The sequence below is a fragment of the Nostocoides japonicum T1-X7 genome, from assembly GCF_001046855.1.
Taxonomy (GTDB): Bacteria; Actinomycetota; Actinomycetes; order Actinomycetales; family Dermatophilaceae; genus Nostocoides; species Nostocoides japonicum.
The window spans coordinates 2055935-2069899 of sequence record NZ_HF570958.1 but is presented as its reverse complement, the minus strand read 5'-3'; the positions used below and the strand labels follow the sequence as shown (position 1 = coordinate 2069899).

10 protein-coding genes are annotated in these 13965 nt (G+C 70.5%); 6 read left to right on the top strand and 4 right to left on the bottom strand.

The genetic code is table 11. The features are described from left to right. The first annotated feature begins 60 nt into the window (after positions 1-60). Positions 61-1065: a DUF932 domain-containing protein gene (locus tag BN12_RS09285; protein ID WP_048551909.1), complete on the top strand. Its 1005-nt coding sequence runs from the start codon at positions 61-63 to the stop codon at positions 1063-1065. Between the two features lie 80 nt (positions 1066-1145). On the opposite strand, the gene BN12_RS09280 is transcribed toward BN12_RS09285, so the two are convergent. Next, positions 1146-1649: a hypothetical protein gene (locus BN12_RS09280; RefSeq protein ID WP_048551908.1), complete on the bottom strand. Its 504-nt coding sequence runs from the start codon at positions 1647-1649 to the stop codon at positions 1146-1148. Positions 1650-1659: 10 nt separating this feature from the next. Beyond that, positions 1660-2013: a hypothetical protein gene (locus tag BN12_RS09275; RefSeq protein WP_048551906.1), complete on the bottom strand. Its 354-nt coding sequence runs from the start codon at positions 2011-2013 to the stop codon at positions 1660-1662. Positions 2014-2377: 364 nt separating this feature from the next. Here BN12_RS09275 and BN12_RS09270 point away from each other — a divergent pair, with 364 nt between their 5' ends. The 3 genes from BN12_RS09270 (at position 2378) to BN12_RS09260 (ending at position 5393) form a co-directional block, all read left to right on the top strand. Continuing rightward, positions 2378-3517 (top strand): tyrosine-type recombinase/integrase, encoded by a 1140-nt coding sequence (locus BN12_RS09270; protein WP_048551904.1) that lies wholly within the window; start codon positions 2378-2380, stop codon positions 3515-3517. After that, positions 3517-3882, top strand: a complete 366-nt coding sequence (locus BN12_RS23380; RefSeq protein ID WP_053079991.1) for a helix-turn-helix domain-containing protein — start codon at positions 3517-3519, stop codon at positions 3880-3882. The genes BN12_RS09270 and BN12_RS23380 overlap by 1 nt, the downstream gene beginning before the upstream one ends. A gap of 104 nt (positions 3883-3986) precedes the next feature. Further along, the gene (locus tag BN12_RS09260) at positions 3987-5393 is read left to right on the top strand and encodes a site-specific integrase (protein ID WP_157635424.1); all 1407 of its coding nucleotides are present in this window, start codon (positions 3987-3989) and stop codon (positions 5391-5393) included. Between the two features lie 16 nt (positions 5394-5409). Here BN12_RS09260 and BN12_RS09255 read toward each other — a convergent pair whose 3' ends face one another. Together BN12_RS09255 and BN12_RS09250 are read right to left on the bottom strand one after the other, a co-directional pair. Continuing rightward, positions 5410-5727, bottom strand: coding sequence for a hypothetical protein (locus BN12_RS09255; protein WP_235432353.1), 318 nt, complete (start codon positions 5725-5727; stop codon positions 5410-5412). Then, complete coding sequence (locus BN12_RS09250; protein ID WP_048551898.1) at positions 5724-6038, bottom strand: hypothetical protein; 315 nt, start codon at positions 6036-6038, stop codon at positions 5724-5726. Before BN12_RS09250 ends, BN12_RS09255 begins: the two co-directional genes overlap by 4 nt. A gap of 218 nt (positions 6039-6256) precedes the next feature. Between BN12_RS09250 and mobF the strand changes: the two genes are divergently transcribed. Together mobF and BN12_RS09240 are read left to right on the top strand one after the other, a co-directional pair. Beyond that, positions 6257-12079 carry a MobF family relaxase gene (gene mobF / locus BN12_RS09245; protein WP_048556201.1) on the top strand — a complete coding sequence of 1941 codons (5823 nt, stop codon included), beginning with the start codon at positions 6257-6259 and terminating at the stop codon, positions 12077-12079. A 544-nt stretch (positions 12080-12623) separates the two neighbouring features. Further along, positions 12624-13928, top strand: a complete 1305-nt coding sequence (locus BN12_RS09240; protein ID WP_157635264.1) for an IS256 family transposase — start codon at positions 12624-12626, stop codon at positions 13926-13928. Positions 13929-13965 lie beyond the last annotated feature (37 nt).

Sequence of the window (13965 nt, the reverse complement as noted above, 5' to 3'; positions counted from 1 at the left end):
CGGGCTGCCGAGCGGCAAGCCCGCGCCCCATCCACACCAACCGGCAAGGAGACCCACACCATGACTCACCAGATCGAGACCCACGGCGACCGCGCGGCCGCCGTCTTCGCCCGGCAGGACGCGTGGCACCGGCTCGGGACGACCGTCGCCGGTCACGCCTTCACCGCCGAGGAGGCGATGCGGCTGGGGCACCTGGGCGGATGGAACGTCCGCAAGGTCCCGCTCACAGCCAACGTGATGGACGAGGACGGCGTCACCACCCTCGACGTCCCGGCCTTCGCCACGGTGCGCACCAACCCCTTCACGCACGCGCCCGAGGCGTTGGGCGTCGTCGGGTCCGGCTACCTGCCGCTGCAGAACGAGGAGCACGCCGAGTTCCTCAACCTGCTGGCCGACCAGTCCGGGGCCGTCTTCGACACGGCCGGTTCGCTGCGCGGGGGCCGTCAGGTGTTCGTCACCATGCGGCTTCCTGAGTCCCTGCTCGTCGGTGGCACGGACCGCGTCGACCTGAACATCGCAGCCCTGAACAGCCACGACGGGTCGAGTGCGTTCCGGCTCGTCGTCACCCCGGTGCGGGTGGTCTGCGCCAACACTCAGGCCGCCGCCCTGCGCGACCACGTGTCGAGCTGGAGCATCCGCCACACCAGCAACGCCAAGGCCGCCGTGCAGGCCGCCCGTGACGCGCTGGGCCTGACGTTCGCCTACGCCGAGGCCTTCCAAGCCGAGGCAGACCGCCTCCTCGAGCGGGAGATGACCGACGCGCAGTTCTTCGACCTGATCCGCGCCACGTTCGGCACCGCCCCCGACGATGCCCCGCCTCGAGTCCGCCGGGCATCGGGCGACCGTCTCGCCACCCTCAGCCGGCTGTTCCACGACGCGGAGACACAGGCCGGCATCCGGGGCACTGCGTGGGCCGGCTACCAAGCGGTGGTCGAGTACGTCGACCACTTCGCCCCGGTCCGCACCAAGGTCGCTCCCGACGCCGCCCGCGCCCAGCGGCTGCTGACGACCGAAGGGCCAACCAACGTCAAGCGCGCCGCCTGGGACGCGTTGACCGCCGCCTAACCCCCGAGCACAAGGCCCGGAGCGCCCGGCCACGAGCCGCGCTCCGGGCCCTGACCAATGCCGGGTCACCACAGCGGGGGTCACCACAGCGGCAACTGCTCGCCGAAGATCCGCCGCAGTCGTCGCAGGTCGGCCGCGACCAGCTGCGGATCCTCACGCGCCATGTTGCGCAGCTCCAACGCTCGCCGCCGCGCGCCTCGCGGATCGCCCAGCGGCGAACCCGTCAGCGCGCGGCGGACAGCCCACTCGCGCCGGTTCTCGACGTAGGTCGACGCCACCACGTGCTCAGGGTGAACCCGCTGACACAGCGGGTTGTCGCACCGGTGACCGAGCACCTCCGTCGCGGCCAAGGCCTCGACGCCGTGCACCTGCGCGAAGCCGAAGCGATGCGCGACGATCACGCGGTCAGGCGCGAACCAGAACCGCCCATGACCCTTGCCGCTGATCGCACCCGTCCACCACCAGCACTCACTGCCCGCGACGCGGACAATCTTGCGTTCCCGCCGCGCCACCGTGGCCGCATCCGCGACCGCCCCATCGAGCAGCGCGAGGCCTTCCTCGTCCAGCCGCCGCCGACCGCCCACGGCGTGCGCCTCAGGCGCCGGAGTCCTCGCGCCCCGTCGCGGCCTCTTCCGCCAGCGCACACAGCCGCGCCCCCTCCCGACGGCTCAGGCCCTCGCCACACCACTGCAGGGCCTCGTCCAAGCCGAGGCCCTCGTCGGTGGTCATCGCGCGCAACGCTTCGCCCGCTCGCTGCTCGCAGCGCCGCACCATGTCGTCCCGCTCCCCGAGCGCGACCATCACGTCGACCCCGCGAGCACTGAGCCGCTTCTCCCGCTCGACGCGCTGCTCGCGCATTTTGGCCTGCGCATCCAGCGCAGCACGCCGGGCCACCTGCCGCGCACTCTGCAACTGGCCTCTGACCGGCTTCTCCTGCGTCTCACTCATCGCGTCCGACCCCTTCCGAGTCTCCGAATCTGTCACCCACCAAGGCCGCGACCCCTCCCCCGAGTGGACACCCGACCGCCGACAACCACCGCGACCCGACGTACCCCCGCCGAAAACCCCAACCGCCGAGTGCCACACACCTCATGCATTCCCGGTCGAAACGTGTCGAGTCCCGGCTCGCGGGACTCGCCACTTCGGTGGTCGTGCAGGTCAGCACGGGTGCGGGCATTCGGCGCGCGATGACACGCCGGGGCGGCCTTCGGGACCAGCAAAGCGTCGGAGCAGGTCAGGCGCCACGGCCGCTTCCCATATCCCGTTTAACGGGATAATCTCCCGCCTATCGGGATCTAGAAAGGTGGCGATCATGGCCGATCGGCGTGAGAGGCCGGCCGGAGCCGCGCTCACCCTGCTCGCGGACGGCGTGGGCCTGTTGCATCCTGACGCGCGGGTTCTGGAGGCGATGCTGACCGGTTGGGAACAGCAGATGCTGGCCCGGAACTTGGCCCCGACGACCATCCGGACCCGCACCCGGCAGGTCCGGGCGCTGGTCGCGCATGCTAACGAGTCCCCGTGGTGTTGGACGATGGCCACCGCCGATGAGTGGTTTGCCGACCTGCGCTCGGTCAAGCACTGCAGCCTGTCCACGATCCGTGGCCTGCAGGTCACGATCCGTGGGTTCTGCGACTACCTGATCGACCCGGCGTATGAGTGGGCCACGGTGTGCCAGGAACGGTTCGGGGTCACCCCGGTACAGATCATCAACGAGGCCAACGCCGCGGCGCACGTCGCCGACTACGAGGGCCAGCCGACCCGTCGGGCGTTCACCCGGTCCGAGCTGGTGATGTTGCTGGAACACGTCGACGCCAGGGCCTCGACCCGGCAAGGCCTGGGGGTCAAGGGCTGGGCGTCGGTGTTCCGTGACTCGGTCATCTTGAAGGTGGCTTACGGGTACGGGACGCGGCGCAACGAGACCCGGATGCTGGACCTGACCGACTTCTCGGCCAACCCGCACGCCCCGGAGTTCGGCAGCTACGGGGTGCTCAATGTGCGGTACGGCAAGGCCCAGCGCGGGTCGCCACCCAAGCGGCGCAGCGTGCTGACCGTGTGGCCGTGGACCGTTGACGTGCTGCGTCAGTGGGTTGTGGAGGTCCGCCCCTTGTTCGAGCACGCAACCGGTCCGGCGTTGTTTCCCAGCGAGCGGGGCGACCGGGTCGGCGCCGGCACTCTGGACCACCGGCTGCGCGGCTACTGCGGCGAACTCGGGCTGGACCCGGCGTTGAGCTTCCACTCGCTGCGCCGTTCCTACGTCACGCACCTGTTCGAGGACAACTGGGACCCCCGGTTCGTCCAGGAGCAGGTTGGTCACGAGCACGCCTCCACCACCAGTCTGTACACGTGCGTGTCCTCGGACTTCCGGGTCCGCACCTTGCGCAAGGTCCTGAACAACACGGCCGCCGCGGCCCTGGCGCTGGGGCCCGATACCTCGACCGGAGGAGATCACTGATGGCTCAGTTCTGGCAGGTGACCTACACGTGGCGCCTGCGGGAGGTGATGGCCGCCAACGGCATGTACGCCACCTCCGACATCATCGGGCACCTGGCCGAGCACGGGATCACCATGTCGACCTCCCAGGCGCACCGCCTGGTCACCGGCACCCCCGACCGGCTCAACCTGACCGTGCTCGCCGCGCTGTGCCACATACTCGGGGTGACCACCGATGAGCTGATCGACACCAACACCCACCTGGTCGGGGTGAAACCACGGGCCATCGGCGACACCGAACGGCACCCGCGACGGGCCCGCAACGGGCCGGTGATCCGCCCGGTGCGGGCGGTGATCACCCCGCCGCCCGGCGCCGACGACCAATGACCCACACCAGCGCCGACCGGGCGGTGTGTGCCCGCTGCCGGCGGCCGCTACGACCGCCCTCGCCACCGGGTGGACCCCGGACCCCACGCGTGCGGGGCGTGGTCGTGGCCGTCCGCGCCTGGCCCGAAGGCCCCATCTGCTCCGGCTGCTACGCCACGGCCTGCGAGACCTACGGCACCTGCCCCGGGTGTGGAACCGACCGGCTCCTCCCCGGACGCGACGCGCAGGCCCGACCGGTCTGTACCGACTGCGCCGGCGGCATCGGCAACTTCACCTGCACGCGGTGCCGCCTCGAAGGCTGGAACCATTACAAGGGCGTCTGCGGCCGGTGTGTCCTGCGCGAGCGGCTCACCCCAGCGCTGCACGACGGCACCGGGAAGGTCAACCCCGACCTGGTGCCGCTGCTGGAGCACCTGTGCGCGATGGGCCGCCCGCGCACCGGCCTGTTGTGGCTCACCAAGCCGCACACCATGCGCCTGCTGCGCGCTCTGGCCGAAGGGCAGGTGCCGCTCACTCACGAGGGCCTGGCCGCCCTGCAGCCGTACAAGGCGGTCGCCCACCTGCGCCAGCTGCTCATCGCCGCCGGCGTGCTCCCCGATCTGGACACCACGTTGCGCCGCATTCAGGAATGGACCACCGCGTTCCTGGTCGCCATCCCCGATGCCGACGACCGGCGGACCGTGGAACAGTACTTCCGTTGGCAGCTGCAGCGCCGCCTGCACCAGGCCGCTGCCCGCAGCCGGCTGCACGCGTACCGCGACCAGGGCAACCGGTACCTGCTGCGCCAGGCCCTCGAGTTCCTGGCCTGGCTGCGCGACCAAGACCAGAGCCTGCACACGCTAGGCCAGGCCGACCTGGACCGGTGGGTCACCGTGGCCACCGTCGGGCAACGAGCCGCCGTCGGGACCTTCTTACGGTGGGCTGCACGAACCGGCCGCGCACCCGGCCTGCGTATTCCGCCCCAGCACCACCCCGAGGGGATACCGCTCCGTCAGTCCGAGCGGCTCTCCTGGCTGCACCGTGCGGCCACCGACGATCGACTCGACGGCCTGGACCGCGTTGCCCTGACCCTGCTGCTTCTCTACGCCCAACCCATCCCGCGCATCACCCGCCTGACGACCCAGGACATCCGGCGCGACCGCACCGGCCACCTGGAGATCCGGCTCGGGCAGCCGCCCGCCCCGGTCCCGGCACCCTTCGACCAAGTCCTGCTCGACTACCTCGAGAAGTCTCGACGCGCCACCGCCGCGAACCCGGATTGCCCATGGCTCTTCCCCGGCCGGCACGGCACCCTGCCGTTGCATCCGACCAGTCTGCGGCTACGGCTGGCGACCTTGGGGCTGCAGCCTCGAGCCGCGCGCAGCCTCACTCTGCGACAGCTCGTTGCTGAGGCACCGCCAGCCATCATCGGAGAGATGCTCGGCTACCGCACCAGCACCACCGAACGGCATGCCAAACAAGCCGGCACAGCGTGGTCCCGCTATGCCGCCCTGCGTATCAACCAAGGCTGAGCCGGCCTCGCAGGGTTCAGCCCGCTGCTACCCGCTTAAGTGCCTGGCGAAGGTCTCGCAGGCCGGGCACACCAGCCAGTCCATTCGGGGTGGAATACAGCCGGCACGCCAACCCGACCGCAGCCGCCGGCACGGCGAACGGGTCGACACCGTCGAGCAGGATCGTTGGCGAACCGATGAAACCGCGCTGCTGCGCCTGGTCCTCGCTAACGATCGTCGTGCGGGTGATGGTGGCCCGCACGCCCGTGTCCGCCACAGCGGTCGCGATCAGCGCGGCAGCGGCGGCCTCGTTCGGGCAATCAGACACGACGAGCAGCTCGATATCCATGGTCATGGCAGGTACTTTCCCAGCCAGCGCAGCCGGCCGCCGATAAACCGGTTCTGATGCCACCCCCGGCGCATCACCTCGGCACGCAGGTTGCGGAACCTGTCTCGAGCGAAAGCCGCTGGGCCACCTCGACCTTCGTCCTCGATCTGCCACGCCTGTTGGTGCACAAAATGGGCGCATCGCAGGCACAGGTGCACCTCAGGGTGGTTACCAAGGTGGACCATCCGGTCCGGGACGTCGCGGGTGTCGCAGCACCAGCACCCGACGCTCCCGTCATCGTGCACATCGCTATCGGTGATGACCGGTTCCGCGCTCATGAGTCCAGTGTGCGCGCCCGTCTCACGGCCCGGGAAGCAATGCCCCCCACACACATGCCTACGTCGTGAGCCCGCCGCCACAACGGCGGCAGACACGATCACCCCAGCCGCCCGACCCCGCGGCTTCTGGATACCTATGAAGCCGACCCCCCACCAGCATTGAAGTGACAACTACTGACCACCAGGGCCTCATCTGGAGGCTTCCTACTGGTGTGACCATGTCGATCCACAAGCTCACGGCCGGGAGCGGGTATGACTACCTGACTCGCCAGGTCGCGGCTCAGGACGTCACCGAAAAGGGTCACACCGGCCTGGCGAGCTACTACACCGCCAAGGGCGAGGCGCCGGGTGAATGGGTCGGCTCCGGCATGGCCGGCATCGAGGGGCTGTCGGTCGGGGATGCCGTCACGGCCGAGCAGATGCAGGCCCTGTTCGGTTCGGGTCATCACCCGCTCGCCCAGCAGCGCCGCGACGAACTGCAAGGCCCCGCCGTGACCGACCAGAACCTACGGGCGGCGACCCGCCTGGGGGTTCCCTACAAGGTCTACAGCGGTGATGTGTCCGCGTTCCGCCTCGAGGTCGCACAGCGCATCGCCGAGCTGAGCCTCAGCCGCGGGATAAGCGGCCGCGCAGTCCGCGACGTGGCCGTTTCCGTCGAGGAGCGGGCACGGATCCGGACTGAAGTCGCCGTCGAGTTCTTCCGCACCGAGCACGGACGCGACCCGGACGACGCCCGAGAGATCGCCGCCACGATCGCCAAGCACTCACGGCCGCGCACCACAGCGGTCGCCGGGTACGACCTGACGTTCTCGCCGGTCAAGAGCGTCAGCACCCTGTGGGCGATCGCCGATCCGGCCACCGCAGCCCGCATCGAACGCGCACACCAGGCGGCGGTCAAGGACGCGCTGCGGTTCCTCGAAGAGCACGCCCTGTTCACCCGGTTGGGCACCAACGGGGTCCGGCAGGTCAACGTGCAAGGCATGGTCGCCACCGCGTTCACCCACCGCGACTCCCGCGCCGGCGACCCGGACCTGCACACCCACGTCGCGGTCGCGAACAAGGTGCAGACCGACGACGGCCGATGGCTCAGCATCGACGGCCGTGTGCTGTACAAGGCCAACGTGTCAGCCTCCGAGCAGTACAACACCTCACTGGAGAAGCACCTCCGGGCCGACCTCGGGCTCCGCTTCGAGGAGAGGCCCAACCTCGACGCGCGCAAGCGCCCGGTGCGTGAAGTGGTCGGGGTCGACCCCCACCTGAACGAGCGCTGGTCGGCCCGCCGGGCCAGCATCGAGGCACGCCGCGCGGTGCTCGCGCAACAGTTCCAGAGCGCCCACGGCCGCCCACCCACCGAGGTCGAGTCCATCCAACTGGCTCAGCAGGCCACGTTGGAGACCCGGGAGGCGAAGAAGGAGCCGCGCAGTCTGGCCGAGCAGCGACAGGTGTGGCACGAGCAAGCGCTCGAGGTCATCGGCGGCGAGGACGCGATCGCGTCCATGGTCCAGGCGGCCATGGCACCACCTGCGGGTGCGGCGACCCGGGTGGATTCCGCCTGGATGGAGGCCACGGCGGAACAGATCGTGACCACCCTCGAGGCCCGCCGCAGCACCTGGCAGGTCTGGCACGTACGGGCCGAAGCACTGCGCCGGGCCAGGGCTGCCGACCTGACGGTCGACGACGTCGACCGGGTCGTGGGCCTCCTGGTCGACGAGGCACTCAGCGAGCACTCGGTGCGCCTCTCCCCCGACGGGGACGGCGTCAGCGAGCCCGCGCAGCTGCGTCGACGCGATGACGAGAGCGTCTACACCGTGCACGGCGCCGAGCACTACACCTCGGCGCGTGTCTTCGCGGCCGAGCAGCGCATCGTCGCCGCGGCGGCCCGCGGGGGCGGCCGCTCGGTCTCCGTCGAGGCGGTCGACCTCGCCCTTCTGGAGTCCGCCGCCAACGGGGTCACCCTCAACGCCGGGCAGGTCGCTCTGGTGCGCGGCATGGCAACCTCAGGCACGCGGCTGCAGCTGGCGATCGCCCCGGCCGGAGCGGGAAAGACCACTGCCATGAGGGCGCTGGCCAGGGCATGGGAGAACGGCGGCGGAGTCCTCATCGGACTCGCCCCATCCGCGGCCGCGGCCGCCGCGTTGCGCGATCAAATCGACGACGACGGGTCCGTGTACACCGACACACTCGCCAAGCTCACCCACGACCTCGCCGAGGGTGACCTGTCCGACTGGGCCGCCCAGATCGGCCCGGACACGCTGGTGGTCATCGACGAGGCGGGCATGGCCGACACCCTCTCCCTCGACACGGCCGTCGAGTGGATCACCTCGCGCGGCGCCAGCGTTCGCCTCATCGGCGACGACCAGCAGCTCGCAGCGATCGGCGCCGGCGGTGTTCTGCGTGACCTCGACGTCACCCATGGCGCCCTGCGTCTGACCGAGCTCATGCGGTTCACCGACCCCGCTGAAGGAGCTGCCTCCCTTGCTCTGCGCGACGGCCAACCCGACGCGCTGGGCTTCTACCTCGACAACAGCCGCGTCCACGTCGGCGACCTGGCCACCATGAACGAAGACGTCTTCACCGCCTGGGAAACCGACCGGGCCGCCGGCCTCGACGCGATCATGCTCGCGCCCACACGCGATCTGGTATCCGACCTGAACCAGCGCGCCCGGGCGCACCGTCTCGAGCAGGCCCACGGGCCCGAGGGCCCGGGCATGAGCGTGCCACTGGCCGACGGCAACCAGGCTTCCGTCGGCGACCTCGTCATCACCCGAGCCAACGACAGACGACTCCGGGTCACCGCTTCGGACTGGGTCAAGAACGGTGACCGTTGGACGGTGTTGAGCGTCGATGCTCGCGGCGCCGGCACAGGGGCCATGACCGTCCAGCACACCCGCAGCGGACGGGTGATCGACCTCCCGGCCGACTACGTGGCCACCTCAACGGAGCTCGGCTACGCCGCCACCGTCCACACCGCCCAGGGCGTGTCGGTCGACACGGTCCACGGACTCGCCACCGGCGGCGAGTCCCGCCAGCAGCTGTACACGATGCTGACCCGTGGCCGACTCGCCAACCACGTCTACCTCGAGGTGGTCAGCGACGGCGACCCGCACAACGCCATCCGTCCGGACAGCATCACCCCGCCGACGGCGACCGACCTGCTCGAGCGCGTCCTGGCGCGCGATGACTCCCCCCTGTCGGCGACAACCCTGGCCCGCCAAGCCGGCGCCCCGGCCACCCGGCTCGGCGATGCCGCGACCCGCTACACCGACGCGCTGTACGTCGCCGCCGAGGACCTCCTCGACCGGGCCACGCTCGACGGGCTCGAGAGTGCGGCCGAGGCCCTCGTTCCGGGCCTGACCACGGAGGCGGCCTGGCCCACGCTGCGGGCCCACCTAATCCTGCTCGCCGCCACCGGACCCGACCCCTCACACGCCTTGGCGCAGGCCGTCGACGGCCGCGAGCTCGACACCGCCGGCGACCGCGCCGCGGTCCTGGACTGGCGGCTGGACGACACCGGACTGCGCAACGCAGGCCGCGGGCCGCTGCCGTGGATCCCGGCCATTCCCACCGGCCTGGATGAGCACCCACAGTGGGGCCCCTACCTGCGCCAGCGCGCAGACCTGGTCACCGACCTGGCCGAGCAGGTCCGAGTCGACGCCGAATCCGCGCCCACGCCGACTTGGGTGAGCCAAGGTGCCGCCCGGCCAGACCCGACCACTCTCGGCCAGGTCGCCGTGTGGCGAGCCGCGATGCAGGTGGAGGAGGAGGACCGTCGACCCACTGGCGCTCCTCAGCTGCAGAAGGCGCCGGCCCGGTGGCAGCGGCGACTGAACACGGCCGTGTCGGGCGACCGCACCCCTGCCCTGCAGGAGTGGGGCGACCTGCTGCGCCAAGTCGCCCCGGCGGCGGCACGCGACGACTTCGCCCCGCTGCTGGCCGAACGACTCGCCGCCATGTCCCGCGCCGGCCTGAACACCAGACCGTTGCTGGCGACCGCGCTGCGTCATGGGTCGTTGCCCGACGACCACGCGGCCGCGGCGCTGTGGTGGCGCCTCAGCCGGCACATTGCCCCGGCAGTCGCCCAGGAGATCGACAGAGGCCACACCCTCACTTCCGACTGGGTGCCGGCGCTGGCCGCCAAGATCGGCGACGGCAGTGTGGAGCAGATGCGGGCCAGCAGCTGGTGGCCCGCCCTGGTCAGCTCCATCGACCATGCGCTCCAGCGCGGGTGGCCACTGGAGCAACTCATGGGGCTCGCCGTCAACGACGGCAGCGACCTCGACCCCGCCCAGGCCCTGGTCTGGCGCCTGTCCGTGCTGACCGACCCACCGCCGACCGATGAGGACGTCGACTTCCCCCATCCCGACGACGCTGCACCGGCCGACCTGTGGGACGTCGACCTTGGGGAGCCGCACCCGATGGCCCCCGAAGCGTGGGGCTCAGCGCGCGTCCCAGTCGACACCGACCTCGCCGCGCGAAGGGGGACGTTGGAGGTCCTCGACGACGAGTTCGGCGAGGAGCCGGCCCTCGGCGAGGAGCTGGAGCTGAGCATCGACGGGCAGCTTCAGCTCGAGGCCATCCTGCGATCGGGGATGTGCCCGCTGGCGCCGAGCGACGCCGATGTCGAGCTGCAGGTGACCAGGGCCGCCGACCTCGACTTCGCGCCGGTGCCGGCCACTCGGATGCTCGAGGTCAACCGTCTGGCACTGGCCTACTTCGCCGACCGCTACCAAGGCAGCTGGGCGCAGGAGTACCTGACCGACCGCTTGGGCGTCGATCCTGACGGCACGCCCGGCCTCCGACCCGGTTATGCCCCCGCCGGGTGGGTCAGCCTGGTCACCCACCTGCGCCGGCTCGGTGTCACGGACGAGGAAATGATCGAGACCGGCGTCGCGACCCGGGCACGGACTGGTCGCCTCATCGACCGGTTCCGGGACCGGGCCGTCATGCCGATCCTGCACCAAGGGGAGGTCCTCGCCTTCGTGGGCCGCCGCCACCCAGCCCTGGGCGACGACGACAACGCGGGACCGAAGTACCTCAACACCGCCGACACTCCCCTGTTCCACAAGGGTGCGCAGGTCTTCGGCCTCGCGCCCGAGCTGCCCGTCGCGGACGCGACCCTGGTCCTCGTCGAGGGGCCGCTCGACGCCTGGGCCGTCACCATCGCCACCGGCGGGAGCCACGTCGGACTCGCCCCGCTGGGCACGTCCCTCACCGATGAGCAGGCCAGCCAGATCGCCCACCTCGGCCGACCCGTCGTCGTCGCCACCGACGCGGATCTGGCCGGGCGAGTGGCCGCCGAACGGGACTACTGGCTGCTCACCCAGCACGCCCTCGACCCTGCCGCGGCCACGTTCCCCGACGGGCTGGATCCGGCCGACGTGCTCGCCCGCGACGGGGCACCCGCCCTCGAGGCGGCCTTGTCCACGGCCTCCCCCCTCGGCGACGTCCTCCTCGAGGAGCGCCTCAGGAACCTGGCCAACGCCGACGCCCTGCACGAGGCTGCGCTGGTGGTGGCGGCCCGTCCCGCAGCGGACTGGAACGGCCAGATCGACGGGGTCGCCGCACGGCTGGGCATTCCCTCGGCGCGTGCCCGGTCACGCCTCGCGGCTGGTGTCCAAGCCTGGAACCGCGACCCGAGAGCGGCCGCCCGGGCTCGCCTCGACGCGATCGCCGATGTCAAGGCCCGCCTGACGCTCGCCACCCAGGGGACACCCCCCGACCGGTGGACCGCGCTGGCAGCCGAGGTCGATCCTCGCCTGACCGCCCAGGCCGACTGGCCGGCCCTCGCCGCCATGATGCAACTGGCTCACCAGGATGGTCACGACGTCCCTGCCACCGTGCGCCGACTCGTCGCCGCCGAACCACTGACGGATCTGCCTGCTCAAGAGCTGCGCTACCGACTCGTGGCGGAGCTGCCGATCGACGTCGCACCGACCACGATGCCAGCAACGCCGGGCCCGCCGCGCCCCGGCGTCCGGGAGGAGGACCGCCGCGCGATGACGGACAAGTCCCGCCAGCGCGCCCGGCCGCCGCGTCGCTGACGCACACGTCACCGGGCGGGTTCGGTCCCGATGACGGCAGCATGGGACTGGGCTGTCGGCCGCCGACTTTCTCGTGCCAACCTAGGCCCATGTCGGCCACGGTCGCACAACGAGTCCGGGCTCAGGGCTTTGACGTGGGGCTGCAGGGGCGACGTTGACGAAGACGAAGCGCTGCGCCAAGTCGGGCAGGTTTGACGACCGCCACGGGCAATTCCTACTGGCCCTTGACAACCAATGGGCCCCGACGGACCATCGAGAATTGGCTCGAGGACGTGGCCTGCGGAACCTGCGAACGGCGCGGTGCCAAGGCCCTGTCGCTCTCGCATCACGAGCCGCGCACCGCACCTGACAGTGCGCGCAATCTCCGCGGGGTCGGCGCTACGCGACCCACACTGGCGCGCTATTCCCGGGACCAGAGGCGCACCTCGACCGGTCAACTGACCGACGTCTCCCAAATGGGTTGACGTGCGATGGAGGGGAGACTGTCCGACGAACGGTGTAACTGGCCCGACCCGCTGATGCGTCAGCGAGGAAGGTCAGTGGAATGACCGAGACACTGGTGGGCGTGAGCCCACTGCGGAAGGCAGCCAAGAAGACGCTCACGCCCCAGGAGGCGGAGCGCAACGCGGTGCGCGAGCTGGTCAAGGCCGCTCGCGCCAGGGGTGATGACCTGACCGGCCCCGAGGGGCTGCTGAAGGCGATCACCAAGCAGGTCATCGAGGCCGCCCTCGAGGAAGAGATGAGCGAGCACGTCGGCTACGACAAGCACGCCGTCGAGGGCCGTAACGGCGCCAACTCCCGGAACGGGACCCGCGCCAAGACGGTGCTGACCGACAACGCCGGCCCGGTGGAGATCGAGGTGCCGCGGGACCGGGACGGGTCCTTCGAACCGGTCATCGTGGCGAAGCGGCAGCGGCGGCTGACCGACGTCGACGCGATCGTGCTGTCGCTGTACGCGCGCGGCCTGACGACCGGGGAGATCAGCGCCCACTTCGCCGAGATCTACGGGGCGTCGGTGTCCAAGGACACCGTCTCGAGGATCACCGACAAGGTCATCGAGGACATGCAGGCGTGGGCGTCGCGGCCGCTGCAGCGGGTGTACGCCGCGGTGTTCATCGACGCGATCATGGTCAAGGTCCGTGACGGGCAGGTCGGCAACCAGCCGTTCTACGCCGCGATCGGGGTCGACCTGGCCGGGCACCGCGACGTCCTGGGTTTGTGGCCCGGCCACGGCGCCGGGGAGTCGGCGAAGTTCTGGATGGGCGTGCTGACGGACCTGAAGAACCGCGGGATCGCCGACGTGTTCTTCATCGTCTGCGACGGGCTGAAGGGGCTGCCGGACAGCGTCAACGCCGTCTTCCCCCAAGCAATCGTCCAAACGTGCATCGTCCACCTGATCCGCGGCACCTTCCGGTACGCCTCCAAGCGGTACTGGGAGGCCATCGCCAAAGACCTGCGCCCGATCTACACGGCCGCGAACGCCGCGTCGGCGTGGGCGGCGTTCGAGGAGTTCGAAGAGAAGTGGGGCAAGCCCTACCCGGCCATCCCCAAGCTGTGGCGGGCCGCGTGGGAACAGTTCATCCCGTTCCTGGACTACGACGTTGAGATCCGCAAGGTCCTCTGCTCGACCAACGCGATCGAGTCCCTGAACGCCCGCTACCGGCGCGCCGTCAACGCCAAAGGACACTTCCCCACCGAGCAGGCCGCCCTCAAGACGCTGTACCTGGTCACCCGGTCACTGGACCCCAAGGGCCTGGGACAGGCACGATGGGTCACCCGGTGGAAGCCGGCCCTCAACGCCTTCGCCGTCACCTTCGAAGACCGGATGCCGGCCGCGGAGAACCTCTAATGAGAAACGCCAGTTACACCGATCATCGGACAGACCC